This is a genomic window from Arthrobacter sp. 01T414 (assembly GCF_056398965.1).
The window spans coordinates 19,172-45,839 of record NZ_JBFTQK010000006.1 but is presented as its reverse complement, the minus strand read 5'-3'; the positions used below and the strand labels follow the sequence as shown (position 1 = coordinate 45,839).

Below are 26,668 nucleotides of genomic sequence, written 5' to 3'. Positions count from 1 at the left end.
TCCCGTAGCCGGCCGCCCCACCCGAAGGAGACCCATGAGCCGCACCTCCGGCGCCAGCGCCACGCCCCTGTACATCGGTGTCAGCACCAAGATGTATCTGGGCTACCAGCAAAGCCTGCGCTGGCTGTCGGAGGTGCGCGCCGTGGTGGACAGCCGTCCCGCCCTGGCCGCGGGCCGGGACGTGCGGGTGTTCGTCATCCCGTCCTTCCCGGTCCTGGCCGGGGCGGGGAGCATCCTGGCCGGCTCGCCGGTGCTCCTGGGTGCCCAGAACTGCGCCTGGGGTGACGGGCCGCTAACCGGGGAGGTGAGCCCCGGGATGCTGGCGGAACTCGACGTCTCGCTGGTGGAGATCGGCCACGCGGAGCGCCGGGCACAGTTCGGCGAGGACAGCGTCGTCGTGGCCCGCAAGGTCCGGGCCGCCGTCGACGCCGGGCTGACGCCGCTGCTGTGCATCGGTGAGCCCGGCAGGCTCGCCCCGGAGGAGGCTGCGGACTTCTGCCTGGAGCAGGTCCGCTCCGCGACCGGAGGCGACGAGTCGCTGACGCCGGGACTCGTCCTGGCCTACGAACCGGTCTGGGCAATCGGCGCCGACCAGCCGGCCGACCCCGGGTACGTCAATGCGGTGATCGGGCGCATCCGCGAAGGCCTTGGCACGGCCTGCCCCATTATTTACGGCGGCAGCGCGGGGCCGGGGCTGCTGCCGGAGCTGGCAGCGGCGGACGGGCTTTTCCTGGGCCGCTTTGCGCACGACGCCGGAAACCTCGGCCGGGTGCTGGATGAAGCCCTTCAGGCCCCCGCACCGGCGAGCAGTTCCTCGAGCCGCTCGTAGGCTTCGGTGAGGCCGCCTTCCATCCCGGACTGTGCCATGCCGTCGCGGGCGGCCAGGCTGGGGTAGACCGCATGCGCGCTCAGCCGGGTGCGGCCGCTGCCCAGGTCCCGGAAGGTAAGGTATTCGATGCTGACCACGTCCGGGTATCCGCCGTATTCGAAGGTCTGGACGGCGAAGTCGTTGTCCCGGACGGTGTGGAAGACCCCACTGAAGAGGTGCGCGACGCCGTCGGGCCCGGTGTGCGTGTAACGGTAGCTGCCGCCGGTGCGGAAATCGTAGTGGTCCACGTCCATCGCGAGCCGGCGGGGGCCGAGCCACTGGACGACCAGCTCGGGTTCCTTGTGGGCGCGAAAGACGTCGGCCACGGGAAAGTCGAACTCCCGCTCAAAGTCGATGAACGGCAAGCCTTCCGGAACGGTGATTTTCAGGGCGTTGCTCATGATGAGTCCTTTGCCTGGGTGCCGCTCGCAGCGGCCTGGGATTGGAGCACGGCGTCGAGGCTGCGGAACTGCTCCTCGCGGACCAGCCGGTACCGGTCGATCCAGGCGGTGAGCGCCTCCAACCGTGCGGGGTTCAGGTGGACGGGTCGGCGCTGGGCGTCCCGCGTGCGCGTGACCAGCCCCGCCTGCTCGAGGACCTGGATGTGCTTCGAAACCGCCTGTTTGGTGATCGCGAAGGGTTCCGCCAATTCGTTGACCGTGGCCGGGCCGCGGCTGAGCCGGGCGATGATGTGGCGGCGGACGGGATCGGCCAGCGCCAGGAAGGCGGAGTCGAGGTGCTCGTCGTCGGCGGCCATGGGTGAAGCTCCGTAATTCTCCAACCGATCAAGGTATTCAACCAGCAGTATTCACTATTCAACTGATTGGTTGATCAACCTCTTGGTTGTTTAACCGTACGCCTCGAGCCGGCCGGCGGGCAAGGGTTTGGCCGGCTTTAGACCCCTGCGTGCAGGCGGGGGAGCGCGTCCACCAGTGCGGCGAGCTCCGGAACCTCCTGCGCCTGGGCCAGGGCCCGCTCCAGGGTGTGGTCGTGAACCGGCCGTGCCTTCTCCAGTAGCTCGATCCCGCTGGGAGTTAGTTCGGTGTAGATCCCGCGGCGGTCGTCCGCGCAGAGGATCCGGGTCAACAGGCCGCGTTCCTCGAGCCGGTTGACCAGCCGGGTGGTGGCGCTGGGGCTAAGGGCCGTGGCGCGGGCAAGCTGCTGCATCCGCATGTGCCAGCCATCCTGCCGGCTCAACGCGTCCAGCACGGTGTACTCCACCACCGAGAGCTGCGCTTCGGCCTGCAGTGAGCGTTCCAGCTCCGCTTCGATCAGCCCGTGCAGCGCCGCGAGGGTCCGCCAGCCTTGCGCCCGGACCTGGACAGCGTCGTCCTTGATGCCCATCTGTTGTGCTCCCTTCCAGCTCGGGCGGCCGCCTTCCGAACGACGGATGCGGGCAGCCCACAAAGTAGTTGCTTGCGCGCTATAGTTGCGTGTGCAACAATAAAGAACGCGTCTGCAACTAATAGCTTACGCTTCGCAAACCCCTCCGTACAGTCTTGAAGGAGCTCATCCATGCCTATCGGCCTGATAGCACTCGCCCTCGGCGGGTTCGGAATCGGACTCACCGAGTTCGTCATCATGGGCCTGCTGCCGCAAGTGGCGGCAGACTTCCACGTCACCGAAGCCACCGCCGGATGGCTGATCTCCGGCTACGCGCTCGCCGTCGTCGTGGGAGCGCTGCTCCTGACGGCCGCGGTGACGCGCTTCGAACGCAAACCTGTCCTCGCGGTGCTTATGGTCCTGTTCATCGCCGGCAATCTGGTCTCCGCAATCGCCCCGGACTATGCCCTGATGATGGTCGGCCGGATCATTGCAGCCCTTGCCCACGGCGCGTTCTTCGGAATCGGCGCTGTGGTGGCCGCCAGCATGGTAGCCCCCACCAAGAAGGCAGGCGCCATCGCCATCATGTTCACCGGGCTGACGGCGGCAAACGTCCTGGGCGTGCCATTTGGCACCATGCTCGGCCAGGCCGCCGGCTGGCGCTCCACGTTCTGGGCCATCACCGGCATCGGCGTGCTGGCCCTGGTGGGAATCCTTACCCTTGTACCGAAAACGGGATCAGGGGAGACCGCCGCTGATTCTGCCTCTGGTGGACTCCGGGGCGAACTCCGTGCGTTCCGCTCCGGCCAGGTCTGGCTGTCCATCTTCGTGACCATCCTGGGCTACGGTGGCATGTTCGGCGCCTTCACCTACATCGCCTTCACCCTGACCGAGGTCACCGGCTTCGCCGCGGCCACCGTGCCGTGGCTGCTGATCCTCTTCGGCGTCGGCCTCTTCATCGGCAACACCCTCGGCGGCAAGGCCGCGGACCGGAACGTGGACCGGACACTGCTGGTGGTGCTGGCCGCCCTCGTCGTGGTGCTGGTCGCCTTCGCCCTCACCTCCGCCTACCAGCCGATGACCATCGCCTCCATGGTGCTGCTGGGCGGCTTCGGCTTCGCCACCGTGCCCGGGCTGCAGATGCGCGTGATGAAGTACGCCGACAGCGCGCCCACCCTGGCCTCCGGCGCCAACATCGGGGCCTTCAACGTCGGCAACGCGCTGGGTGCATGGATGGGCGGCGTGACCATCACCGCCGGCCTCGGCTACACCTCGCCGATCTGGGCGGGCGCCGGCATCACCCTGCTGGGCCTGCTGGTGATGGCCTTCGCCGCCGTTGCCGCCAAGAAGGGTGCCAAGACTGCAGGAATGGACGACGCCGGACGGCCCGCACCGGCGGTCGACGCTCCGGCGGCCACCGACGCCGAGGACGCGCACGACGCGCAGCTGCAGCGGCTCTAGCTAGCGCACTAGCCCACCCCCGCGTGGCTCCGGCAGAGCTCCACGAAGGACCGGAACGGGGCCTGCCGCTCCTCGGCGGGGAGCTCCAGGGCCTCCGGGTGCCACTGCACCGAGGCCACCCAGCGCTCCGGATCTTCCAGGGCTTCCACCGTCCCGTCGTCGGCCAGCGCGGTCACGACGAGCCCCTCCGCCACGCGGGCCACGGCCTGGTGGTGGCCGGAAGCAATCTTGACCGTGACAGCGGCTGCAGCACCGGATTCCCTGGCGGGTCCGGTGCTGCCGTACAGCCCGGCCACTTTAGAGCCCCCGGTGATCCGGACCTCGTGCCAGGCCCAGGGTCCCGCGCCGTGGACGGGCTGCGGTTCACGGTGCGCCACGGAACCCGTGTCCATGTCCTGGACCAGGGTCCCGCCGTAGAGCACATTCAGCAGTTGGTGCCCGCGGCAGATGCCGAGCACCGGCAGTCCGGCGTCGATCGACCCCCGGGCCACGGCGAGATCCAGCTCGTCCTGCCCGTGGTTGACGTCGTAACACGTCCCGCCGTCCGTTTCTCCGTACAGCCGGGGGTCCAGGTCGCCGCCGCCGGGAAGCACGACGCCGTCGAGCCCGTCGAGCGCCTCGGCGCCGGTCAGCAGTACCGGCTCGCCGCCGCCGTCGCGCACCAGGTCAACTATGTAGTCGAAGAGCGCGTTGGCCTCGGCCACCCGCGGATCGGGGCCCAAGGAACTGCTGAGCCGGACCGGAAGACCGATGCGGGGGCGGCCGCCGAAGGGCCGGGCGGGAATCTGCATGACTCATTTTGCACCACAACTTCGGCATCGCAGCGCAGGGCTAGGATTGCCGGATGAGCAACAGATACCTTGTGTCCCGCAGCCGCTTCATCGCGGCCGCCCCGGAAGCCATCTTCGAGGTGCTCGCCACCCCGGCCCTGCACAGCGTCATCGACGGCTCGGGTACCGTGAAGGGTGCCCAGCCGCGCGGTCCCGAACGGCTGGCGCTCGGAGCGAAGTTCGGCATGGAAATGAACATCAAGATGGACTACAAGATCCTCAACACCGTCTGCGAGTTCGAGGAGGGCCGGCGGATCGCGTGGCGGCACTTTGGCGGCCACATCTGGCGCTACCTGCTGAACCCCATCGCTGACGCCGACGGCAACTCCGGCACCCTGGTCACCGAGCAGTGGGACGCCCGCGCCGTACCTGCCAGGATCCTGCTCCGCTTGGCCGGCTACCCCCGCCGCCACCCGGCCAACATCGAACAGACCCTCGCCAAGCTCGACGCGTACATGACCTCGGAGGCCGCAGCGGGTTCCGGTGCCGCCCCGGGCCACCTCCACTAGGCCCCGGGATGAGCGCCGCCCGCAGCCTGCACCCGAGTCCGCGCACCCTGGAGGTCGAAAGCGTTGACAGTTTCGACCGGCTGGTCGCTGACGGCGCACGGTCCATGCACGGCTGGCACGTGCAGTCGCTGGATCTGCGTGGCCGCCGGGAAGCGCTGGAGTCACTCGACTCGCAGGGTGCCATTTTCCTGGGCTGCACCTTCGACGACGGCGTGGAGGATTCGCTGCGCGACCGCGGCGCCCTGATCTTTCCCAAGCTGGAAAAGGTACCGTTCAACCCCTACCGCGGCCAGCTCTACACCCCGCAGGAGCTCTACGCGGGGGTGGAACAGACCCGCTACGAGGACACCCTGGACGCCAGGGTCTACCAGTGGAGCATCCGCCCCGGCCAGCGGCACCGGCTGGACGCGACACTCGCGGCGGCGCTGCATGACCACTCCATCGGGGATGCACTGGACGAACTGACCCGCTCGGAGCTGTGCCTTGGCCGAACCATGGTCGGCGTGATGGGCGGCCACGCTGCCAGCCGCGGTTCGGCCGGCTTCACCGAGGCGGCACTGCTGGGCCGCCTGCTGGCGCGGAACGGCAGGGTGGTCGCCACCGGCGGCGGCCCGGGCGCCATGGAGGCAGCCAACCTGGGCGCCTACCTTAGCGCGGCGGACGAAACGGATTTCCAGCAGGCGCTGACTGACCTCGCCGTCGTCCCTGGCTTCCGGCCCTCGGTGTCCGCGTGGGCGCGGGCCGCGGCCGCCGTCGTCGAACGCCATCCCGGCGGTACCCCGTCCTTGGGCATTCCCACCTGGTTCTACGGCCACGAGCCGCCCAACTTCTTTGCCACCCACATCGCCAAGTACTTCGCCAACGCCATCCGGGAGGCCGTGCTGCTTGAGCTATGCAACGGGGGAGTCATCTTCCTGCCGGGCTCGGGCGGTACCGTGCAGGAAATTTTCCAGGACGCGTGCGAAAACTACTACGGCGCCCCGGAGACCATCACACCCATGGTGCTGGTGGGCAAGGAGCACTGGCTGCGCAGATTCCCCGCGTGGCCCCTGCTGCAGAGCCTCGCCGCCGGCCGGCGGATGGAAAACCGGATCTTCCTGGTGGACACGGTCGAGGAAGCCCTCGCCGTGCTCGAACGCTAGGGCCTGCGGCACCTGGGGGCCCGCAAGGCCCTAGAGATCCTTGCGGCAGGCGGCATGGCCCAGCTGGTACAGGCCGTTCAGATCCCCGGCGGCCAGTCCGTCCGGCGCGCCGATCTCGGGGTACATCAGCTGCGTGGGGTCGTCCACGTGTTCCAGGCCCATCACGTGGCCCAACTCGTGCAAGATCACGGCGGTGGCGTAGGCCGAACTGTCCCCGCGGTTCAGGTCCTCGGCGATCTGCGGCGCGTCCAGTTCCAGGCTGCCCGTGACGAAGCTCTTGGGGCCGTCGCCGAAACTGAAGTGGGTGCTGCCGCCGGTGCCGATCACGGCACCCTTGAGCTGCGGAGCCTGCTCCGGGGTGGTCCAGGCGATCAGCAGGGGAGCCCAGCGCTCGCCGTATCTGTCCTTTTGATAGGGAGCGCGGCTCTGACTCGGGGCCTCGGTGGTGGAGCCGTCGTTGACGAACTTGATTCCGGTCGCTTCAGAGATGGTTTTGATCGCGTTTTCCACCAGGTCGCCGGCACCCTTGGGGGCCAGGGCGGCGTTGACCACGTAGTGCAGCGGCCGGCAGGGGGAGTAGCCCACCGGGCTGCCGTCGGCGTTGGTGGCGAGGAACTTGTAGGACTTGCTGGCCGACGGCGGGGTCCGCGGTTCGCCCAGGGGCTGGTCCTGCTCTTCGAATCCGGGCGGGGGCACCGCCATTGGCGATCCGTCTGCGGGGATTCCGGCTTTGCGTCCCGCCTGGCTGGCCGTCGGGTGGCTCGCCGGCGCGTGGGCCGGCTGGGCGTTGGCCCCGCCGTTGAACTCGAACAGCCCAACAAAACGCGGGTCGCCGTACACCAGCCCGGCCGCCAGGAAGGCGGCTCCCGCGATCAGGATGACGGCCGCGAGGTTCCGGATGACCCGGGCGGCACTGCGGGCGCGGCTGTGCCGCGGGCCGCGGTCCCGGAACCCGGAATCGTCCACTAGGCGACCACCGCGCCGAACACCATGCCCAGAAGATAGGTAACGGCGGCGGCGCCAATGCCGATCGCGAGCTGGCGGAACGCGCGGCTGGCCGGGGAGGTGCCGGAGAGCAGGCCGACGACGCCGCCGGTCAGCAGCAGCGCGATGCCCACCAGGGCTGCCGACACGGCGAGGGCGCCGATCCCGGTCATGCCCAGCAGGAACGGGATGATCGGCACGATCGCGCCGGAGGCGAAGAAGCAGAAGCTCGACGCCGCGGCGCTCCAGGCCGTGCCTACGGCCTCGTGCTGGTCCTCGGTCTCCGGGAGTTCCGGGCGCAGGGAAAGGCTCGGATCGCAGTCGCAGTCCAGCAGGCCCATCCGTTCGGAAACGCGGTGCTCGGCGGCTTCGCGGGACATCCCGCGGGCGAGGTAGACCAGCAGGAGTTCGTTGTGTTCGATGTCCAGCGAGGGCGCCGCCGCGAGGGTGATCTGGGTGGGGCGCGTCGCGGCCAGCAGCTCACGCTGGGACCGCACGGAGATGAACTCGCCGGCTCCCATCGACAGGGCTCCGGCCAGCAGCCCGGCTACACCGCTGAGCAGGACCACCGAGCTGGCGACGCCGGAGGCAGCCATGCCCATCACGAGGGACAGGTTGCTGACCAGTCCGTCGTTGGCGCCGAACACCGCGGCGCGGAAGCTCCCGGCGAGCCGGTTCCGGCCGCGGGTGGCGAGGCCGCGGACTACTTCTTCGTGGATCTGTTCGTCGGCGACCATGGCCGGCGTGGCGTTGGGATCGTTCGCGTACGGGGAGCGGCTCTCGGCGCGCTGCGCGAGGGCCAGGACAAACACCGAGCCGAAGTGCCGGGCCAGGAAACCGAGGAACTGGCTACGGAGCGAGGCCGGGCGCGGCCGGCCGGCGTGTTCGCCAAGGAGCTGCAGCCAGTGCGCCTCGTGGCGGCCTTCCGCTTCGGCCAGCGCGAGCAGGATCTCGCGTTCCTCGCCGCTGCGGTTCTGCGCGAGGTCGCGGTAGACAGAGGCCTCGGCGCGTTCGTCGGCGAGGTATTGGCGCCAACGCTTGATGTCTGCCGGGGTGGCAGTGCTCACCGTGGGTCCAGCCGACGTAACGGCCGCCGGGCTCGCCGAAGAGCCCGCGGCGGGGCTGTGGGCAGAATGGTTTGGGTCAGATGGGGCGTGCTGAGACACGTAAACTCCTGGGCTTGATGGGGCATGGTCCGGCCCCATTGCGACTCCAGCGTACCCTGTAATTCCGCGGATTTTCGGCTGGCAATCCTCAGTGGAAAGTTTCGGTGCGCCGTAAAGTAAGCACCCTTACTGCCCGGTGTCGGCCGGGCAGGACGGCCCTTGACCCCCACCGCCCGCGATGTTCGAATAAGGGTCAGGGCGGGTTTCCGCGGCAGGCCCGTCCCGCCGCGCACCGGGCGTCAGCGTGCGGGTGCGGCTGTCCAAGGAACCCTGCCGCAGCCCGAGCGCACGGAGGTCGCACCATGGACAACACCGGATCACAGGCCGCTAAGCCGGCCAGGGACTCCGTCGAGTCTGATCCTGCCTACGACTTCGCCGAGGACGCCCCGGTGGGGGATGCGGAGACCGTGGACGAGGAGTTGCTCGAAGAGGCCGACCGGCTCGTCCCGCTCGACGCGGAAGACTTCCTCGGTGATGAGCAGCCGATCGTGCCCGCCGATGCGGACGAGTTCCGCGAGCCCGAGGAAGAAGACTAAGCGGGTCCGCCGGGGGCAAGCTTCCTCAATAGTCCGGATAGCACGACGGCGGTGCCTCCCGTGTGGGAGGAACCGCCGTCGTCCGTCATTGGCCCGGTCCTGCCGGTAGCGGGACCCGGGCCGCGGCCCGGCTAGTGGCTCAGCGCCGGAACCTGCTCCGGCTCTTCCGTTGCTCCGCCGGCCACACGCTCGTGCCAGTTCTCCATCACCGCGGGATCCGTCGGCTTGGTCAGCAGTGACACGGCGACGTAGACCACCGCGGAGGCCAGCAGGCCGTAGTAGATGGGTTCGTTGGCGTAGATGCCATCGAGCGGCACCTCGGCGTTGATCTCCAGCACGATCATGGTGCCGAGGGTCAGGACGGACCCGACCGCCATCGATGCGGCCGCGGCGACGCCGGTGCCGCGCTTCCACACCAGGCCGCCGAGGATTGCGACCAGCAGGCCGCCCACGAGGATGTCGTAGGCGATGGTGAGCGCCGCGACAACGTCCTTGGTGATGATGGCGATCACGATCGCCACGACGCCCAGGCCCAGCACCCACAGGCGGTTGGCCTTGACATCGTGCTCCGGGTTGTCGGTGTCATCGGTGTTGATGTTCTTGCCGAACCAGCTGGCGACGAAGGGCACGACGTCGGCGCGGGCCACCGTGGCGGCCGCGATCAGGGCGCCGGAGGCGGTGGACATCATGGCGGCAACGGCCGCTGCGAGCACCAGGCCGCCGATGCCGATCGGGAGCAGGTTGGTGGCGACCTCCGCGTAGACGACGTCCTTGCCCAGTGCCTTCACGTCGATGTTCGGCAGGGCCACGCGGGCGCCGAGACCGATCAGTGCGCCGGCGGCGCCGTAGAGGATGCAGTAGATGCCCGCCGTCGAACCGCCCCAGCGGGCGACGGCGGGGGTCTTCGCGGTGAACACGCGCTGCCAGATGTCCTGGCCGATCAGCAGGCCCAGGGTGTAGACGACGAAGTAGGTGATGATCGTCTGGACACCGATGCCATCGATCTGGAAGAAGCTGGCGTCAACGCGGCTGCGGATTCCGTCGAGGCCGCCCGCAGCGTTGAGCGTGAAGGGCAGCATCAGCAGGAAGATGCCCACCGTCTTGATGACGAACTGGACCTGGTCGGCCAGGGTGATGGACCACATGCCGCCGATGGTCGAGTACACCAGCACGATGGCGCCGCCGACGGCAATGGCGAGTGCACGGTCCCAGCCGAACAGGACCACGAAGATCGTGGCGTAGGCGCCGGTGGACGTGGCGCAAAGCATCAGCGTGTAGGCCAGCATGACGATCCCCGAGGTCTGGGTGGCCCGGCTGCCGTAGCGCAGGGTCAGCATCTGGGAGACCGTGTAGATCTTGAGCTTCTGGATGGTGCTGGCGAAAAGCAGGCTCAGCAGCAGCACCCCGGCGCCGATCGCCACCACGAGCCACATGCCGGAGATGCCGAACTTGTAGCCCAGGCCCACCCCGCCCACTGTCGAGGCGCCGCCCAGGACGACGGCGGCCATGGTGCCGGTGTAGAGGAACGGGCCCAGCCGGCGGCCGGCCACCAGGAAGTCGCTGTTGTTCTTGGTGCGGGATTTGCCCCACCAGCCGAAGGCCAGCATGGCAATGAGATACACCACCACGATGGCGATGTTGACGAAACTTGCATCCATTGAGGGCTCCTTGGAGCGGTTCGAAGCAGGGGTGATCACCGGTCCGCGGCACTGCGGCCGGCACCCGTTGCTGCTTGGCGGTGGATTGCGGCGGGCTGCGGATAGCCCGCGCTTATGATTGCCTTATAGGCAACGCTTGTTGCCAAAGATATGGTGTGACCTCGGTAACAGTCAACATATGACTGCGGCGTGTCCCCCAGGGCTTTCCGGTACCGGTCTGCGGCTAGGATTGGCTCCAATGATGGGGCCGCGCGGACGGCCGTGAAAGGTTCCCTTATGAAGGCTCTACCCGTTGAACCGAGCAACGTTCCCGTTGCCATCGGTTCCAGGATCCGTGCCGCCCGGCAATCCCAGCGGCTCACCATCGAGCAGGTCGCGGATGCCACCGGCCTGACCAAGGGCTTCCTCAGCAGGGTCGAGCGGGATCTCACCTCACCGTCGGTGAGTTCGCTGGTGACGCTGTGCCAGGTCCTCTCGATCTCGATCGGCGAGCTGTTTGCCGCCCCGGAAACCCACCTGACCAAGAAGGGCGAGGGCCCCCGGATCTCGCTGGGCGGCGAAGGGATCGTGGAACGCTTGCTGACCGCCCGTTCCGAGCGCCGGGTGCAGATCATCCAGGCCGTGATCGAGCCCCGCGGGCGCGGCGAATCGGAACTGTACGCCGTTGACTGCGACGTCGACGTGCTCCACGTGGTCAAGGGCAGCATCCGGCTTCTTCTCACCAACGAGGAGTTCGAGCTGGGAACCGGCGACACCGTCACCTTCCCCGGCCGGGAGCCGCACACCTGGATCAACCCCACCGACGACCCCGTCGAGGTGCTCTGGGTGCTGGTTCCCGCCGCCAGCCGCTAGGCCAGGCCGAGGTCCGGCGCCCCGGGCCTTCGCGCCCCGGCGCCCGGGCCTTCCCGCCCAGTTACCACTGGCAACGCGGCGGCCGCCGTTCCGCAAGCCCCGGTTTTCCGCGGAAGTCCCGAGCCGGCCCAGCAACTGGGCGGGAGCGTCCGGCAGCTCCTGGCGTGAGACCTACCGGGCGTGCCGCGGTCCCGCCAGCACGCCCCGGATCTCGGCCAGGACGCGCTCCGGCTCGAACCAGATGTCCTCCGGCATATACCGGAGTACGGCGAAACCACTGAGTGTCGAGGCATTGTTCCGGCCAAGGTCACGGCGAAGCGCCTCGCGACTTGAGTGGAACGCGAAACCGTCCACCTCGACGATCAAGAACCCCTCGAGCAGGAAGTCGACCCGGCCGATGCCGGGCAGGTAAACCTGGGCGTCGTAGCCGATGCCGTTGGTCCTGAAGAGGTGTTGGGCGTCGACTTCAACAATGGACTCGGCCCGCAGATCCAGCTGCCGCAGTGCCTGCCGGGCCGTCCCGGACCGGTCTGCGGTGAGTTCGGCGTGCAACAGCTCCAGTGGGACAGCAAGCAGCCGCATGGCCGACGTCGCGATGGCGGTGGACGCCGGGGGAGCGAGGCAGCCCAAGGCATGCAGCACCACATCTTCGACAGCGGCCACGGGGAGCTCTGCCGGTCCCTCGAAACGTACCGTCCGGTGCCGGACGAAGCCGCCGCCGTGGCCGTGGTTGCACGCCAGGTGGTGCCGGGCCGGAGCGTCCCGCAGCCACAGGCCATAGTGGCCGGCGGCGCTGGCGCAGCTGACCCGGGCATTGTGCTGCAGTGCGGCCAGGAACTCGGGCCTGCAGTTCGGCAGGGCAAAGAGGCCCCGCCGCGGCTGGCCGGCGACCCGGGCGAGACGGGCAACATCCCGGCGGCTGTAGCCGGCGGACAAGAACTGGCCGGTCCGGGCGACGCCGCCAAGCTGGGCAAGGTAGGCCAAGGGATCCATAGGACCAGTGCAGGCTGCCGCCTCCCCGGGTGGAACGGGGAAACGTGGCTATCTGGACAACTTCGAGGGCTCCGCGACGCCGGCCAGGTGCGTTCCCGCCCGGTTACCGACTTGGCCGGGGTGCCCGGGGGGCTGGAATCCGCGGATCCCCGCTGGGCCGGACCGGGTGGCGGGGGCTGCAGTCGGGAGTAACTGGGGAGGAGTGCCCGGCCTAGGGGGAACAGGGCAGTGGAAGCGCGCGGTAGTTGGTAAACAACTGATGCGCGACGGGCAACTCCGAGTGTATGATGGCAGTCACACCCGTCGGACAAACCTTTGAAGGAGACTCCTCCCTTGGAAGAGCTGCGCATCGAGGCCAATGGCAACCTAGGCCCAATCGATTCCTCCCGCATCCCGCGCTACGCCGGCGCCGCCACCTTCGCCCGCCTGCCCCGGCTGGACCAGGTGGCCAAAGCCGACGTTACGGTGGTCGGCGTGCCCTTCGACTCCGGTGTGTCCTACCGCCCCGGCGCGCGCTTCGGCGCCAACCATGTGCGCGAGGCCAGCCGGTTGCTGCGCCCGTACAACCCGGCCTGGGACGTGAGCCCCTTCGAGAACATCCAGGTCGCAGACGCCGGGGACATGGCCGTCAACCCGTTCAACATCAACGAGGCGATCGAGACCATCCAGCAGAACGCGCTGGACCTGACCGCATCCGGCGGGAAGCTGCTGACCCTGGGCGGAGACCACACCATCGCGCTGCCCCTGCTGCGCGCCGCCGCCGAACGCGCCGGCCAGCCCGTCGCCATGCTCCACTTCGACGCGCACCTGGACACCTGGGATACCTACTTCGGTGCCGAGTACACCCACGGCACCCCCTTCCGCCGCGCCGTCGAGGAAGGCATCCTGGACACCGAGGCCATCAGCCACATCGGCACCCGCGGCCCGCTCTACGGCAAGAAGGACCTCGACGACGACCACCGCTTCGGCTTCGGCATCGTCACCTCCGCCGACGTCTACTACCAGGGCGTGCTGGAAACCGTCGCCAAGGTCCGCGACCGGATCGGCAACCGTCCGCTCTACATCTCCGTGGACATCGACGTCCTCGATCCCGCCCACGCGCCCGGCACCGGAACCCCGGAGGCCGGCGGCATCACTAGCCGCGAACTGCTCGAAATCATCCGCGGCTTCCGCGGCATGAACCTGGTGGGGGCCGACGTCGTCGAGGTTTCCCCGGCGTACGATCACGCCGAGATCACCGGCGTCGCCGCCAGCCACGTCGCCTACGAACTAGTCACCCTGATGGCGGACAGCGCGCTCGAGGGCGACCGGAGCGGCGCTCCGAACGGCTACGCGGCGCAGGCCCTCGGCCGCGAGACCCGCCGGCCGGCCGGCTTCACCGCATCGGCGGCCACCCCGGTCGAGGCCGGGGCAGCCCAGTGACCGGCGTGCGCAACGGCGGCGACCTCGTCGTCGAAACCCTCGAGGCGCTCGGAGCTAAGACCGTCTTCGGCATCCCAGGCCAGCACGCGCTCGGACTCTTCGACGCCATGGGCCGGGGAAACCTGCACTTCGTCTCCTCGCGGGTGGAAAACAACTCGGCCTTCGCCGCGGACGGCTATTCCCGCGCCACCGGTGAGGTCGGCGTTCTCTTCCTCTCCACCGGTCCCGGCGCCTTGACCTCCCTGGCCGGGCTGCAGGAGGCCTACGCCACCGGTGTGCCGATGGTGGTCGTGGCGAGCCAGATTCCGCTCGAAGGACTCGGCGCGCGCCGCAAAGGCATGCTGCACCAGCTCGATGACCAGAAGGCCTCGGCCGCCAACGTCACCAAGAGCCAGCGGCTGATCCAGCACGCGTCCGGCATCCCCTCGGCCATCCAGGATGCCTGGACCGAGGCCATCTCCTCGCCGCAGGGGCCGGTGTGGATCGAAATCCCGCAGAACGTCCTGCTGGACCCGATCATGGTGCCGCCGGTGGAGGATGCGCTCGCCGAAGCCGCGGACAACCCGCCCCGGGTGGAGCTGGTCCGCGAAGCCGTGAAGTGGCTCGCGGAGGCGAAGCGCCCGGCCATCATCGCCGGCGGCGGCACCCGCCGCGGCCACGCGGAGAAGTCGCTGCTGTCCATTGCGGAAAAGCTGCACGCGCCGGTGATCTGCACCCCCGGCGGCAACGGTGCTTTCCCCTGGAACCACGAACTCTCGCTCCAGTCCTGGATCGAGGACCAGTACATGACGGAGCTGCTTGAGGACGCCGACGTGCTGATCGTGATCGGCTCCTCGCTCGGCGAAGTCACCTCCAACTACTTCACCTTCGAACCCCGGGGCCGGATCATCCAGATCGACGCCGAACCCCGCGTCCTCGAGTCCAACCGACCCGGCCTGGGCATCCGGGCCGACGCCGGCCAGGCGCTTGCCGCGCTCGACGAGGCCCTGGCTGCCTCGCCGGCCGATGCCCGCCCGGACTGGCACGGCAGCTCACCCGAGGAGCTGGTCAAGGACACCCTGGCCAAGGTCAAGGCCCGGCTGGAATCACAGGACCTCGCCAAGGAACTGAAGTTCATGGCGGACATCCGCGAAGCCGTTCCCGCGCAAATGCAGACCTTCTGGGACATGACCATCTCCGCCTACTGGGCCTGGAGCTGCTGGGACGCCCGCGAGGGCCAGTTCCACTCCGCCCAGGGCGCCGGCGGCCTGGGCTTCGGCTTCCCGGCGGCCATCGGCGGCGCTGTGGGCCTGGAAACCACGGGGACGCCGGGCGGTTCGTCCCGCGTGCTCGCGGTCTCCGGCGACGGCTCGGCCATGTACTCGATCTCGGAACTGGCCACCGCCAAGCAGCACAACGTCCCGGTCACCTGGCTGATCGTCGACGACGGCGGCTACGGGATCCTGCGCGAATACATGGTGGGCGCCTTCGGCAAGGCCACAGCCACCGAGCTGGCCCGTCCCGACTTCGTCAAACTGGCCGAGGCATTCGGCGTCCCGGCCGTCCGGGTAGCGCCCGAGGACGTGGGGGAGGCGTTGAAGGCGGGCTTCGAGGCCGACGGGCCGAACGTCGTCGTCGTCGAAACGCTGCTCAAGATGTTCGCCCCGACGCACCTGGACGTCTAAACCCGCGGAGGTACTCAACAGGCCCTGGATCCACCCGGATCCGGGGCCTTTTGTGTGCGGTGCCCCCACAGGGATCGCTTCTTAGTTTCCCAAAGCAATCAATTTATAGTATTGTTGCTTCGGGCAAGTAAGTAAGGGGCTTCCAAAACATGTCAGTTGCATCGACCACTGCAGCCAAGCTGGTCCACCAAATCTTCGATCTTCAGCGCGCCGTCCGGTGCGTCGCGGCGGCAAACCTCCGCGGCGACGATACCGGCGTCGCGCTTCAAGGCGTGCTGCGCTTCGTGGGGGAGGGCGAAACCCGTGCCACGCAGCTTGCGGAACGGCTCGGCGTCAGCGCTCCCGTGCTCAGCCGGCACCTCGCGGAACTGCTCGAGCAGGGCTACGTGGTCCGCCGGCCGGACCCCGAGGACGGCCGCGCGCAGCTCATTGCGCTCTCGCCCGCCGGGGCCGAGAAGCTGCGTTCCATCGAGGCGCAGCGCGCCGCGACCCTGCAGGGCTTCCTGCAGGACTGGAGCGAGGACGACGTCGAAGAGACCTCGCGCACACTAAAGAAACTAGCTGTATCCCTCAGGACTTCAGCCCGGGCAAAGACGGCCGGATCCACCGACACGACCAACTTTGTTGAGGAGTAATTCTATGGCCAGCCACGCTGCCGCCGCCGGGCCATCCCCGGCCCCCACCCCGCCGACGCAACCCGCCCAGCACCATTCCGAGCCGCAGGTGGCCATGAGCCACCGGCAGATCATGGAAGCGCTGACCGGCCTGCTGGCGGCGTTCTTCACCGCCATCCTGAGCAGCACCATCGTTGCCAACGCGCTGCCCACCATCATGTCCGAGCTCAAGGGCACCCAGACGGACTTCGCCTGGGTGATCACGGCCGCCCTGCTGGCCAACGCAGCCACCACCCCCATCTGGGGCAAGCTCGCTGACCTCTTCAACAAGAAGGTCCTCGTCCAGCTCAGCATCGTGATCTTCGTGGCCGGCTCCGTCATGGCCGGCCTGTCCGAGACCATCCCGCTGCTGCTTACCGCCCGCGTCATCCAGGGCATCGCGATGGGCGGCCTCACCGCGCTGGCCCAGGCGATCATCGGCTCGATGATCCCGCCGCGTGACCGTGGCAAGTACTCCGGCTACATGGGTGGCGTCATGGCTGTCGGCACCGCCGGCGGCCCGCTGCTCGGCGGCTTCATCGTGGACAGCCCGCTCGGCTGGCGCTGGACCTTCTTCGTCTGCGTCCCGCTGGCCGTCGTCGCCCTGATCCTGCTGCAGGTCACGCTGAAGATCCAGCACGTCAAGCGCCCGGCCAAGATCGACTGGCTCGGCTCCATCCTGCTGACCTCCGGCGTCAGCTTGCTGCTGATCTGGGTTTCCTTCGCCGGCAACCCCGACTACTACGACTGGTGGTCATGGCAGACGGTTGCCATGGTGGGCGGCGGCATCGTGCTCCTGGGCCTGCTGGTACTGGTGGAATCCAAGGTGGCACAGCCCATCATCCCGCTCAAGATCATCTCCGAGCGCACCACCGCCCTGGCTATCCTCGCCTCTGTGGCTGTCGGCGTCGGCATGTTCGGGTCCTCCACCTTCCTGGGCCAGTACTTCCAGGTGGCCCGCGGCGCCACCCCGACCGAAGCTGGCCTGCTCACGCTGCCTATGATCGCGGGCAACCTGATTGGTTCGGTGCTCTCCGGCCAGCTGATCAGCCGTACCGGCAAATGGAAGCGCTACCTGATCGCGGGCGCAATCCTGCTGATCGGCGGCCTCGGCCTCGCCGGCACTATGGACCACACCACCGAGCTCTGGTTGACCGGCATTTACACCGCCATCCTCGGCATCGGCCTGGGCCTGCTGATGCAGAACCTCGTCCTCGCCGTCCAGAACACGGTCCAGGCCAAGGACATCGGCACGGCCAGCGCCTCGGTTGCCTTCTTCCGCTCCGTCGGCGGCGCCATCGGCGTCTCGGTCCTCGGCGCCGTGCTGGGCAACCGGGTCAAGGATCTCGCCCTCGAGGGCCTCGCCGCCGCCGGAATCAAGGTCCCGGCGGGATCTGCCGGGGCCAGCATGGACCTCAAGGACATGCCGGCACCGATCCGCGACATCATGCGGGCCGCTTACGGTGACGCGATTGCAGAGGTCTTCCTGATCTCGGCCATCATCGGCCTGGTGGCGCTTGTGGCCATCCTGTTCATCAAGGAAAAGCCGCTGCGCCGCACGGTGGACATTCGGCCGGAGGCTGCCGCATCCGCCGCCGTCACCGGCTCAGGTGCCGACGTCGACGCCGGAGCGGCAGCCCACGCGGCGGCTGCGGATCGTGTTGGTGCCGCTGACGGAACAGAAGATCCCGCCACCGGAATCGTCGACCTGGACCGCGAGTTCATCGAGGTCCTGAGCCGGCAGCGCGCCAACGGGTCCCGTTTCCCGGATGCCGCGCGGCTGGGCCAGGAGAACCGCCAGAACGGCGACGGCGAAGCCAGGGCCGAGCGCGAAGGCGCCCGGCTCCGGGCCCGCACCATGGTGGCGGAGGCCCGTGCCGACGAGGCCGACGTCGTGCCGCTGCTGCTCGAGACCCAGCACCTGCTGGCCGAGCAGCAGGTGCAGCTCGCGGAGGCCCTGCGTGCCGTCCACGAGCAGGCGGCGGAACAGCGCGCCATCGCCACCGAGCAGGCCCGGGTGGCCGAGCAGCTCACCACCCTGCGGCGCCAGCTCGCCAAGGAACGCAAGCTGCAGCGCGCGGCGGCCGACTACATCGCCACGCACGGCCGGCACCGCGGCGAGTAGACGCGCCAGCGACGACGGTCCCGCGGCTTCCGGCAGGGGAGCCGCGGGGCCGTTTTTGGCTTCCCGGTAGCCTAGGGGCGGCCGCCATAAGACTTATGTACAACGATTGGCCGATATCCGGAGCCGGAGGTTTCACCCCGGCGGGGGATTTCGTAGAGTGGGACAGCTGAGGCTGTCGGCCCCATCCGCTAATACTTTGATCAACTCCTGTTTTTCCTCCTCTGCGTTTCATGAATTCCTAAGGACCCGTGGGCATGCTTGTCACCCTCATACGGCGCTATTCCAAGCCGTATCTGCCGTATATTGCGGCCGTCGTTATCTTCCAGCTGGCCTCCACCATCGCGGCCCTGTACCTCCCCAGCCTGAACGCCCAGATCATCGACGAGGGCGTCTCCCGCGGCGACACAGACTACATCTGGCGCACCGGCGGGCTGATGCTCGGGGTAGCGCTGGTCCAGGTGGTCACTGCGATCGCGGGCGTGTACTTCGGTTCCAAAGCCGCGATGGCATTTGGCCGGGACCTGCGCCGCGGCGTCTTCCGCAAGGTCAGCAGCTTCTCCGCCCGTGACGTGAATGTCTTCGGTGCACCAACGCTGATCACCCGCGGCACCAACGATGTCCAGCAGGTCCAGATGCTCATGCTGATGGGGCTGAACTTCATGGTGGCCACGCCCATCATGTGCATCGGCGGCATCGTCATGGCCCTGCGCGAGGACCTCAACCTGTCCTGGCTGGTCTGGGTCTCGGTCCCGCTCCTGGTGGTTGTGGTGGGCTACCTCGTGGTCCGCCTGATGCCGCTCTTCCGCTCCATGCAAACCAAGATCGACCGGCTGAACGGCATCCTGCGCGAGCAGATCATCGGCATCCGCGTGGTCCGCGCCTTCGTCCGTGAGCCGCACGAAACGCAGCGCTTCGGGGCGGCCAACAAGGAACTCACCGACGTCTCGCTCAAGATCGGCGCCTTGTTCGTGCTGATGTTCCCGGCGATCGGCATGATCCTGCACGTCTCTACCGCCGCCGTTTTGTGGTTCGGCGGCCAACGCGTGGATGCCGGGGAGATGCAGGTGGGTTCGCTGACGGCGTTCCTGCAGTACCTGCTGCAGATCCTGATGGCCGTCATGATGGGCACGTTCATGGCGATGATGATCCCGCGCGCCTCGGTCTGCGCGGACCGCATCGGCGAGGTGCTCGACGTCGAACCCTCCATCCACGAACCGCTCGCCCCGGTGGCGCCCGCCGCCAAAACCGGCCGCGTAGAGTTCCGGAACGTCTCCTTCGCATACCCGGGCGCCGAGGCCCCCGTGCTCAGCGACATCAGCTTTACCGCCGAGCCCGGCCAGACGGTTGCGATCATCGGCTCCACGGGTGCCGGCAAGACCACCCTGCTGGCGCTGCTGCCGCGGCTCTTCGACGCCGCCTCTGGCGAGGTGCTGCTCGACGGCGTCCCCGTCACCCAGCTGGACCGCGCGGAGATTACCGGGCGCGTGGCGATGGTGCCTCAGCGGCCCTACCTGTTCTCCGGCACGATCGAACACAACCTGCGTTTCGGCAAGTCCGAAGCCACGGACGCGGAACTCTGGGACGCCCTCACCGTGGCCCAGGCGGCGGACTTCGTCCGCGAAAAGAAGAACGGCCTCGGCGCCCGGATTTCCCAGGGTGGCACGAACGTCTCCGGCGGCCAGCGGCAGCGGCTCTGCATCGCCCGCGCCCTAGTCACCGAACCCAAGGTCTTCCTGTTCGACGATTCGTTCTCCGCCCTGGATGTCGCCACCGACGCCAGGCTGCGGAAGGCGCTCAAGGCCAAGACCGCGGACGCCACGGTCATCATCGTGGGCCAGCGCGTCTCAACCATCGCGGACGCGGACCAGATCCTCGTCCTGGACAACGGCCGGATCGTGGACCGCGGGACCCACGAAGAACTCCTCGCAAGCTCCAGCACCTACCAGGAAATCGTCGAATCCCAGCTGACTACGGAGGCCATCGCATGAGCACCAACGAAAAGGTTGGCCTCGAGAAGCCCGCCGAAACCGTCCCCGAAGCCACCGCCGTTGCCCCTGGGGCCACGGACGACGACTTCTACGAGGAGGAATTCACCCCCGGCGAGGCCGACGGCGGCATGTTCGGTGCGGTCCCGGCGAAGAAGGCACAACACTTCTGGCCCTCGGCGAAACGGCTGATGGGGCTGCTGAAACCCGAGCGCGCCGGCATCGCCGCCGTGCTCGCGATGGTGACGGTCGCCGTCGTCCTCAACGTGATTGCCCCCCGCATCCTCGGCCAGGCCATGGACGTGATCTTCGGCGGTGTGGTCGGCAAACAGCTGCCTGCCGGCGCCACCAAGGACCAGTTCATCGCCGGGCTCCGCTCCCAGGGCCAGGACAACTTCGCGGACATGCTGGCCAGGATGGACGTCGTCCCCGGCGTGGGCATCGACTTCCAGAAACTGGCCTTCCTGATCAGCGTGGTCCTGGTGATGTACTTCGTTGCCAACATTTTCCTTTGGCTGCAGGGCTACGTCCTGAACGTGCTGGTCATGCGGGTGGTCCGCCGGCTGCGCGACGACACCGAGAAGAAACTCAACAAGCTTCCGCTGAACTACTTCGACACCCGCCAGCGCGGCGACACCCTTTCGCGTGTCACCAACGACGTCGACAACATCCAGCAGGCACTGCAGCAGGCGTTCGCGCAGCTGGTCAACTCCGCCCTGACGGTGCTGGGCATCGTGATCATGATGTTCATCGTGTCCTGGCACTTGGCCCTGATCGCCCTGATCGCGCTGCCGCTCTCCGGCGTGGCCGCCGGCATCATCGGCGCCCGCAGCCAGAAACTCTTCGCCGCGCAGTGGAAGAACACCGGCGAGCTCAACGGCCAGATCGAGGAGTCCTTCTCCGGCCATGACCTGGTCCGCGTCTTCGGCCGCGACGCCGACATGCTGGCCCGCTTCGACGAGCGGAACGAAGAGCTCTACCGGGCCAGCTTCGGCGCCCAGTTCGTGTCCGGGATGATCATGCCGGTCATGCAGTTCGTCTCCTACCTCAGCTACGTGGGGATCGCCGTCGTCGGCGGCCTGCGGGTGGCCTCGGGCGGGATGAGCCTGGGCGACGCGACGGCGTTCATCCAGTACTCGCGCGAGTTCACCCAGCCGCTGGGGCAGATGGCCGGTATGGCCAACATGCTGCAGTCCGGCGTGGCCTCCGCCGAGCGGGTCTTCGAGTTCCTCGACGCCGACGAGCAGGACGCCGAAACCGCCGTCGAGCACCTCCCCGCCAAGACGGACGGGCACGTCGAATTCAAGCACGTGACCTTCAGCTACACCCCGGACAAGCCGCTGATCGAGGACCTGTCCTTCACCGCCGAGCCCGGGCACACCGTGGCGATCGTCGGTCCCACCGGCGCGGGCAAGACCACCCTGGTGAACCTCGTGATGCGCTTCTACGAGCTGAACGCCGGGAGCATCACGCTCGACGGCGTCGACGTCACCAAGCTCAGCCGTGCGGAGCTGCGCTCCAAGGTGGGCATGGTCCTGCAGGACGCGTGGCTGTTCGGCGGCACCATCTACGAGAACATCCGGTACGGCAAGCTGGACGCCACGGAGGAGCAGATCATGGCCGCCGCGAAGGCGACCTTCGTGGACCGCTTCGTCCGGGCGCTCCCGGAAGGCTACAACACGATCATCGACGAGGAAGGCAACAACGTCAGCGCCGGCGAGAAGCAACTGATCACCATTGCCCGCGCCTTCGTGGCCAACCCCTCGCTGCTGATCCTGGACGAGGCCACCAGCTCGGTGGACACCCGCACCGAGGTCCTGGTCCAGAAGGCCATGGCCGCATTGCGCACCGAGCGGACCAGCTTCGTGATCGCCCACCGCCTCTCCACCATCCGGGACGCGGACACCATCCTGGTGATGGAGGCCGGGCGGATCGTCGAACAGGGCCGCCACGCGGAGCTGCTGGAACTCCGCGGCGCCTACTACCGGCTCTACATGTCCCAGTTCGCGGGCGAGGACGCCGAGGAATCGCTCGCAGAAGAGCCGACGGCGGTGCGAAGCTGAGCGCCGGGACCGGGGCCGGGGCAGGGGCCGGGACGGCCCCAGGGAACGTGGAACCGCGGATCCTCGAGGTCCAGGTGCCGATGCGCTGGGGCGACATGGACGCCTACGGCCACATCAACAACGTCCAAATCGTCCGGATCCTGGAGGAGGCCCGGATCGCGGCCTTCGGCCCGCCGCGGGGCGCGGGCCTGCCCGGGGTTGAACCCGAGGTGTCGCTTTTCAACGACGTCCCGGAGGGCACGCTGGCGCTGGTCGTCGAGCACAAGATCCGCTACGTCCGCACCCTCGAATACCGGAATGTTCCCGCCGTGGTGCAACTGTGGGTGGGCGCGGTCAAGGGGGCCAGTTTCGACATCCATTACATGGTCAAGGACCCCGTCACCGGCGAGGATTGCGTCAAGGCGAGCAGCCACCTCGCGTTCGTGGACGAGGGCACCGGTCGTGTGCTGCGGCTGACCCCGGAGCAGAAGGCAAAGCTCGCCCCCTTCGCGGCAGCCCGCCAGACCCACTAGGCCCTATCTCAGCTGCGGGATCGGTCCTAGACTGAACACGCCCGCGGGAAGCCTGCATAATCACAGCTAGGAGCACGGATCATGGCCAAGCGAAGCAAGATGAAGGCGCGGAAGAAGACCTGGAAAGAGCTCTCGCCGATGGCCAAATTCGGCACCATCACGGCCGCCGTGGTCCAGCTTTCCTTACTGGTCGCCGCCCAGCGCGACATCTCGCGCCGCCCCGCGGAGGAGATCCGCGGTAGCAAGGCGTTGTGGCGGGCAGCCACCCTGATCAACTTCGTCGGACCGGGCACCTATTTCACCTTCGGCGTCAAACGCCGCCCGGCCGCCAAGTAGCCCCCGGCGGCCGTTCAACTCCCGCCATCGGCCGCAGCCAGGGAAGCTACTCACCGGTAGTTAAGTTCCGCTGTGGGGAACCGCCTTGATGCGGACGTTCAGCTTAAGCCTGTAAATTGAAGGCATGACCCCCAACAAAAAGCCCGCCATGCACCGCGCCCTCGGCATCTCCAAAGAGATCGAAGACGCGGCGTGGTTTGTGCTTGGCCCGGGACTGCTCGGCAAAGCGTCGCCGCTGGATGGCCGGACCAGGACCTGGTCGGTCGCGGCGGCTTCGGAATTGCTGGAGCGTCTGGAACGGGGCATTCCGGACCCCAAGGCGCCAATGATGACCAACCTCCGCGAAAACCTAGAGGGCGCCACCCGCGGGGCGAAGCAGCTGGCCGTGGAGCTCTTGTTCCTGCAGTCGCTGCCGCTGGCCCATGAAGTGAAGTCGCTCAAGGTCAAGCGGGCCCGTGTCGCCGAGGCCGCGTCCTGGCTGGAGCCGCCGCTGGAGCTCCCCGACGAACTCTATGCGGGCATGACGGACCACGGCGTCATCCGGGACCGCACCGCAGAGTTCAACTGGACCATCTGGGACCACCTCAAATGGCTCTGCCGCTTTGTCCGGCATGTCGCCCAGCGCCCGGCCGGCGTCGTCCAGGCCGCAATCAAGGATCCGCTGGCCTTCCACGAACTCACCATTGGCACCCCCGAGGACCAGCCCGCCATCCGGCGCAGCATCGAATTCCTGGTCTGGCCGGCGTACTTCGAACCCGTCGTGGCCGACGTCGAACGCCAGGAAATCCGCGACGCCTTCGCTTCCCTGGTCGGCGGGGCCAAGGGGGACTCGGACGCGGAGGTCTCCGCGGACATCCACCGGATCCGGCTGCACCTCGATGAACAGGCCGGCCAGCGGATCGACTGGTATTCCCGCCAGCTGGTCAGCCAGTGGCGGAAGGTGGGCGACCCTGGCCGCCGCGCCTGGCTGTTGCGCAGCCACCACGACAACGCCGAGGTCCTCGCCGCCTGGCAGGACGAGGAAGCGGTGACGCTCGACGTCGAACACCTCCGCCTGCTCGATCCGGGCGTGACCGCGGGCCTGGTCCAGCACGCCGTGGACGAGGACTACAAGCACCTCAGCTATGTGGAACGCGAGGACACCAAGACCGCAGTCTTCGCCTTCCTGACCGTCATGAAGCCAGGCGACCTCACGCTGTACCAGAACTCTGGCAGCGTCCGCGTGGGCGTAGTGCTGGGCGAACCCGAACACCATGATGACAACCGCCGGCTGCGCCGCAAGGTCCGCTGGTTCGACGAGGTCCACTCGATGACGGAGCTGCCCCGCCATGTGCAGCGCCAGCTGGCCAGTTCCGGCCTGATCGTGGACGTCACCCGGGTGATCCAAGCGCTCGAGACCCTGCTCCCGGCCGAAGCCGAGGCCGACGCCGGCGACGGCGCGGAGCCGGACACCGCCGTCGAACCGTGCGAGGGGTTCCGCCCGCTGACGGCGGAATTCGCCGCATCCCTGCACATGGACCTCGAACCGCTGCAGGAAATCGCCGAATTGCTGGAGGAAAACCGCCAGCTGGTGCTTTACGGCCCGCCCGGCACCGGTAAGACCTACCTCGCCAAGCACCTGGCCGCCGAACTGGCCGGGGACACCAGCGACGAGCGGGTCAAACTGGTTCAGTTCCACCCTTCCTACGCCTACGAGGACTTCTTCGAAGGCTACCGGCCGGACAAAACCGACGAAGGCCAAGTGTCGTTCAAGCTCGTGGCCGGGCCGCTGCGCCGGCTGGCCGAGGAAGCCGCCAAGCCGGGCAACGAGGGCAAGCCGTACTTCCTGATCATCGACGAGATGAACCGGGCCAACCTGGCGAAGGTCTTCGGCGAGCTGTACTTCCTGCTGGAGTACCGCGACGACCGGATCTACCTGCAGTACAGCCCGACCGAGCCGTTCTCACTGCCGGACAACCTGTACATCATCGGCACCATGAACACCGCCGACCGCTCCATCGCGATGATGGACGCGGCCATCCGCCGCCGGTTCTCCTTCATTGAACTGCACCCCAAGACCGAGCCGGTCAAGGGATCGTTGCTGCGCTTCCTGCAGGCCCGCGACCTGGACACGACGCCGGCGCTGCTACTCGATGAGCTCAACAACGCCATCGACGAGTGGGACCGGGACCTGATGATTGGTCCGTCCTACTTCATGAAGAAGGCCGCCCAGACGCCCACCGGTTTGCGCCGGATCTGGAAGTACGAGCTGATGCCGCTGCTGGAGGAGCACTACCACGGCCAGCTCAACCGGGCCCAGCTGGAGGAACGGTTCGGCCTTGAGCAACTGATGGCCCGCCTTGCGCGCGCCTAGCGTTGCCCCAGGCAGCGCCGTCCAGCACATCGTCCTGGATGAGTTGTCCGGGGGAGTGGTGGAACGGATCGACGCCGGCAGCGCCGCGTACATCAATGGCAGCGGCCTGGCCAAGGCCTCACCACTGGGTATGGGTCTGTTCCGGATCGAGCCCGTGGGCAAGGTGGGCTCCGTGCGCACCCCCTCGGTGCAGCTGGAAGTGCGGCCTAAGGAGCGGCTGGGTCTGCGCCGGCTCCTGTTCCTGCTCGGTTACGCGGAGAACCAGGGTTTCCGGGACGACGATGTGGCCGCCGTCGAGGACAGTGACCTCTGGAGTGCCCTGGCCGAGTCCCTGGCCCAGCTCGCCGACCGCGCCCTCAGCCGCGGCGTGCTGCAGGGCTACCTGAACGTTGACGAGTCGCTCCGCACCGTCAAGGGCCGGATCCGGATCTCGGACCAGATCTCCCGCCGCCCCGGGCTGCTGGTCCCGCTTGAGGTCTCCTACGACGAATTCACCGAGGACATCCCGGAAAACCGTATCCTGCGCGCGGCCCTTGAACGGATGTCGCAGGTGCCGGGGGTTCGGGCCGACGTGCTCAGCCGGCTGCGTCGGCTGAAGGGCAAGCTCGACGCCGTGATGCGGCTGCAGTCCGGCGCCCCGCTGCCGCAGTGGCGGGCCAACCGGATGAACACGCGGTACCACGCGGCGTTGCGGCTCGCGGAGGTCATCCTGCGCAACGCCTCGGCCGAGGCCGGGGACGGCAAGCAGCACTCGGCGTCGTTCGTGGTGGACATGTCCAAGGTCTTCGAGGACTTTGTCGGCACGGCGCTGCGCGAGGCCATGGCCGCGTACCCGGGGGAGATGCGCTTGCGCTACAACTCCCTGCTGAATGAGGCGGTCCGGGATTCGGACCGGATCACGGTGCAACCGGGCGCGGTGCACCTGCTGGGCGGCCGGCCCGTTATGGTGTACGACGCCAAGTACAAGGCGGCCGCCGACGCAGGCGCTTCGCTCTCCGGCGACCACTACCGGATGCTCGCGTACTGCACCTCGCTGAGGGTGCCCACGGCGTGGCTGGTTTACCCTGGCGCGGGGGAGATCAAGCTGCGGCGGATCCTCAACACCGATATCGATGTGGTGGAATTCCCGCTTGATCTGTCTCTGGCACCCTCGGAAATCTTGGCGTCCGTCGCTGACCTGGCGCAGCAGTCGTGGGGCGAAGTGGTCCGGCAGGCGACGATCAGCCGCTGACG

At 68.0% G+C, this 26,668-nt stretch carries 24 protein-coding genes; 16 read left to right on the top strand and 8 right to left on the bottom strand.

Translation table 11 applies throughout. The features are described 5' to 3' along the window. Window positions 1-34 precede the first annotated feature (34 nt). Complete coding sequence (locus AC1DK9_RS13750; RefSeq protein WP_476916274.1) at window positions 35-829, top strand: triose-phosphate isomerase family protein; 795 nt, start codon at window positions 35-37, stop codon at window positions 827-829. Here the strand turns inward: AC1DK9_RS13750 and AC1DK9_RS13745 are convergent. The 3 genes from AC1DK9_RS13745 to AC1DK9_RS13735 all read right to left on the bottom strand — a co-directional run bounded on the left by AC1DK9_RS13745 (window position 787) and on the right by AC1DK9_RS13735 (window position 2,212). Then, the gene (locus AC1DK9_RS13745; protein WP_476916273.1) at window positions 787-1,269 is read right to left on the bottom strand and encodes an SRPBCC family protein; all 483 of its coding nucleotides are present in this window, start codon (window positions 1,267-1,269) and stop codon (window positions 787-789) included. The genes AC1DK9_RS13750 and AC1DK9_RS13745 overlap by 43 nt on opposite strands. Further along, the gene (locus AC1DK9_RS13740; protein ID WP_476916272.1) at window positions 1,266-1,625 is read right to left on the bottom strand and encodes an ArsR/SmtB family transcription factor; all 360 of its coding nucleotides are present in this window, start codon (window positions 1,623-1,625) and stop codon (window positions 1,266-1,268) included. The genes AC1DK9_RS13745 and AC1DK9_RS13740 overlap by 4 nt, the downstream gene beginning before the upstream one ends. Window positions 1,626-1,762: 137 nt before the next feature. Further along, window positions 1,763-2,212 (bottom strand): MarR family winged helix-turn-helix transcriptional regulator, encoded by a 450-nt coding sequence (locus tag AC1DK9_RS13735; protein WP_476916271.1) that lies wholly within the window; start codon window positions 2,210-2,212, stop codon window positions 1,763-1,765. 171 nt (window positions 2,213-2,383) lie between these two features. Between AC1DK9_RS13735 and AC1DK9_RS13730 the strand changes: the two genes are divergently transcribed. Beyond that, entirely contained in the window at window positions 2,384-3,652 is a 1,269-nt protein-coding gene (locus AC1DK9_RS13730; RefSeq protein WP_476916270.1) for an MFS transporter, read from the top strand. An 8-nt stretch (window positions 3,653-3,660) separates the two neighbouring features. On the opposite strand, the gene AC1DK9_RS13725 is transcribed toward AC1DK9_RS13730, so the two are convergent. Then, a complete protein-coding gene (locus AC1DK9_RS13725) occupies window positions 3,661-4,443 on the bottom strand; it encodes a gamma-glutamyl-gamma-aminobutyrate hydrolase family protein (protein ID WP_476916269.1) in 783 nt (260 codons plus the stop codon). 53 nt (window positions 4,444-4,496) lie between these two features. Here AC1DK9_RS13725 and AC1DK9_RS13720 point away from each other — a divergent pair, with 53 nt between their 5' ends. Together AC1DK9_RS13720 and AC1DK9_RS13715 are read left to right on the top strand one after the other, a co-directional pair. Further along, entirely contained in the window at window positions 4,497-4,991 is a 495-nt protein-coding gene (locus tag AC1DK9_RS13720; protein ID WP_476916268.1) for an SRPBCC family protein, read from the top strand. 8 nt (window positions 4,992-4,999) lie between these two features. Continuing rightward, on the top strand, window positions 5,000-6,133 hold the full coding sequence (locus tag AC1DK9_RS13715) for an LOG family protein (RefSeq protein WP_476916267.1): 1,134 nt from the start codon (window positions 5,000-5,002) through the stop codon (window positions 6,131-6,133). A gap of 30 nt (window positions 6,134-6,163) precedes the next feature. Here the strand turns inward: AC1DK9_RS13715 and AC1DK9_RS13710 are convergent, their stop codons facing one another. Continuing rightward, window positions 6,164-7,099, bottom strand: coding sequence for a matrixin family metalloprotease (locus AC1DK9_RS13710; protein ID WP_476916266.1), 936 nt, complete (start codon window positions 7,097-7,099; stop codon window positions 6,164-6,166). Continuing rightward, window positions 7,099-8,283, bottom strand: a complete 1,185-nt coding sequence (locus AC1DK9_RS13705; protein ID WP_476916265.1) for a VIT1/CCC1 transporter family protein — start codon at window positions 8,281-8,283, stop codon at window positions 7,099-7,101. Before AC1DK9_RS13705 ends, AC1DK9_RS13710 begins: the two co-directional genes overlap by 1 nt. 302 nt (window positions 8,284-8,585) lie before the next feature. On the opposite strand from AC1DK9_RS13705, the gene AC1DK9_RS13700 reads away from it, so the two are divergent. After that, the gene (locus AC1DK9_RS13700) at window positions 8,586-8,819 is read left to right on the top strand and encodes a hypothetical protein (RefSeq protein ID WP_476916264.1); all 234 of its coding nucleotides are present in this window, start codon (window positions 8,586-8,588) and stop codon (window positions 8,817-8,819) included. Between the two features lie 131 nt (window positions 8,820-8,950). Here AC1DK9_RS13700 and AC1DK9_RS13695 read toward each other — a convergent pair whose 3' ends face one another. Then, window positions 8,951-10,477 (bottom strand): sodium:solute symporter family protein, encoded by a 1,527-nt coding sequence (locus AC1DK9_RS13695; RefSeq protein WP_476863328.1) that lies wholly within the window; start codon window positions 10,475-10,477, stop codon window positions 8,951-8,953. Between the two features lie 276 nt (window positions 10,478-10,753). On the opposite strand from AC1DK9_RS13695, the gene AC1DK9_RS13690 reads away from it, so the two are divergent. Next, entirely contained in the window at window positions 10,754-11,329 is a 576-nt protein-coding gene (locus tag AC1DK9_RS13690) for a helix-turn-helix domain-containing protein (RefSeq protein ID WP_476863327.1), read from the top strand. A gap of 171 nt (window positions 11,330-11,500) precedes the next feature. Here AC1DK9_RS13690 and AC1DK9_RS13685 read toward each other — a convergent pair whose 3' ends face one another. Continuing rightward, the gene (locus AC1DK9_RS13685) at window positions 11,501-12,322 is read right to left on the bottom strand and encodes a DUF559 domain-containing protein (RefSeq protein WP_476916263.1); all 822 of its coding nucleotides are present in this window, start codon (window positions 12,320-12,322) and stop codon (window positions 11,501-11,503) included. A gap of 333 nt (window positions 12,323-12,655) precedes the next feature. Between AC1DK9_RS13685 and speB the strand changes: the two genes are divergently transcribed. The 10 genes from speB (at window position 12,656) to AC1DK9_RS13635 (ending at window position 26,666) form a co-directional block, all read left to right on the top strand. Further along, entirely contained in the window at window positions 12,656-13,744 is a 1,089-nt protein-coding gene (gene speB / locus AC1DK9_RS13680) for an agmatinase (protein WP_476863325.1), read from the top strand. Continuing rightward, a complete protein-coding gene (locus AC1DK9_RS13675; protein ID WP_476916262.1) occupies window positions 13,741-15,408 on the top strand; it encodes a thiamine pyrophosphate-binding protein in 1,668 nt (555 codons plus the stop codon). Before speB ends, AC1DK9_RS13675 begins: the two co-directional genes overlap by 4 nt. Window positions 15,409-15,557: 149 nt before the next feature. After that, window positions 15,558-16,043, top strand: coding sequence for a MarR family winged helix-turn-helix transcriptional regulator (locus AC1DK9_RS13670; protein ID WP_476916261.1), 486 nt, complete (start codon window positions 15,558-15,560; stop codon window positions 16,041-16,043). A gap of 94 nt (window positions 16,044-16,137) precedes the next feature. After that, window positions 16,138-18,186 carry an MDR family MFS transporter gene (locus AC1DK9_RS13665; protein ID WP_476916405.1) on the top strand — a complete coding sequence of 683 codons (2,049 nt, stop codon included), beginning with the start codon at window positions 16,138-16,140 and terminating at the stop codon, window positions 18,184-18,186. Between the two features lie 254 nt (window positions 18,187-18,440). Then, complete coding sequence (locus tag AC1DK9_RS13660; protein WP_476916260.1) at window positions 18,441-20,174, top strand: ABC transporter ATP-binding protein; 1,734 nt, start codon at window positions 18,441-18,443, stop codon at window positions 20,172-20,174. Continuing rightward, on the top strand, window positions 20,171-22,234 hold the full coding sequence (locus AC1DK9_RS13655) for an ABC transporter ATP-binding protein (RefSeq protein ID WP_476916259.1): 2,064 nt from the start codon (window positions 20,171-20,173) through the stop codon (window positions 22,232-22,234). The genes AC1DK9_RS13660 and AC1DK9_RS13655 overlap by 4 nt, the downstream gene beginning before the upstream one ends. An 80-nt stretch (window positions 22,235-22,314) precedes the next feature. Beyond that, the gene (locus AC1DK9_RS13650) at window positions 22,315-22,746 is read left to right on the top strand and encodes an acyl-CoA thioesterase (RefSeq protein ID WP_476916404.1); all 432 of its coding nucleotides are present in this window, start codon (window positions 22,315-22,317) and stop codon (window positions 22,744-22,746) included. Between the two features lie 81 nt (window positions 22,747-22,827). After that, window positions 22,828-23,082, top strand: coding sequence for a hypothetical protein (locus AC1DK9_RS13645; RefSeq protein ID WP_476863321.1), 255 nt, complete (start codon window positions 22,828-22,830; stop codon window positions 23,080-23,082). 124 nt (window positions 23,083-23,206) lie between these two features. After that, window positions 23,207-25,435, top strand: coding sequence for an McrB family protein (locus AC1DK9_RS13640; protein WP_476916258.1), 2,229 nt, complete (start codon window positions 23,207-23,209; stop codon window positions 25,433-25,435). Further along, a complete protein-coding gene (locus tag AC1DK9_RS13635) occupies window positions 25,422-26,666 on the top strand; it encodes a 5-methylcytosine restriction system specificity protein McrC (RefSeq protein WP_476916257.1) in 1,245 nt (414 codons plus the stop codon). Before AC1DK9_RS13640 ends, AC1DK9_RS13635 begins: the two co-directional genes overlap by 14 nt. Window positions 26,667-26,668: the final 2 nt, after the last annotated feature.